The 829-nt window shown below is 34.1% G+C and carries 1 protein-coding gene; it reads left to right on the forward strand.

Annotation, left to right across the window (positions count from 1 at the left end; translation table 11 throughout):
- Nucleotides 1–824: RNA-guided endonuclease InsQ/TnpB family protein (locus tag ACFHWD_RS20635; protein ID WP_378062945.1), on the forward strand; the 824-nt coding region annotated here is incomplete at its 5' end.
- Between the last annotated feature and the right edge of the window lie 5 nt (nt 825–829).

The raw sequence follows: 829 nt of genomic DNA on the forward strand, positions 1-829 counted from the left end.
CACCAAAGATAGTGGAAATCATACCCCTGCCAAATAACAAAAAATATAGTTTAAATATCATAGTAGAGAAACAGGATGTCAAATTAAAAGAGAACAATGATATTTACATGGGTATCGACCTGGGGGTGAACAACCTTGTTACAGCATATATATCAACAGGAAAAACCTTCATCATATCAGGAAGACAGCTTTTAAGTATAAATAGGTACTTCGATAAAAAAATATCTTATTATCAGTCAATTTCAGATGCACAGCAAAGTTCTAAAGGTATAAAACACCCGAAGAAAAGTAAGAGAGTAAGAAAACTTTATGAGAAAAGAGCTAAGCAGGTAAATCACGTACTGCATACAGCAGCAAAGAAAGTAGTAGAAACAGCTGAAAAACATAATGTATGCAAAATCATTGTAGGTGATATAACAAACATACGTGAAAATAAAAGCTTTGGAAAAGTCAATAATCAAAAGTTTCATAAATGGTTCTACAAAAGGCTGACAGATAAAATAACCTATAAAGCTGAAGATAGAGGTATTTCTATAGAAAAGCAGGAAGAAAGCTTTTCAAGTCAGTGCAGTCCAAATGTAAAAGAAGTATCAAAGGAATATGCCGAAAGATCTAATAGAAAATACAGGGGCTTATATAAGGAAAATAACAAAATATACAATGCAGACTGTGTAGGAGCTTACAACATATTAAAAAAGTATCTGTGTAGGATAGAGAAATCTATACCAGCAGTAGTGGGTTTGGATACCCCGGAGATGTACCGGTGGAGCTCTATCATGGGGTTTATTGGGAATCCGAAGCTCTCCATTTCAATGGAGATGTAGTTCAC

Source organism: Clostridium sp. MT-14 (assembly GCF_042436595.1).
Classification (GTDB): domain Bacteria; phylum Bacillota; class Clostridia; order Clostridiales; family Clostridiaceae; genus Clostridium_B; species Clostridium_B aromativorans.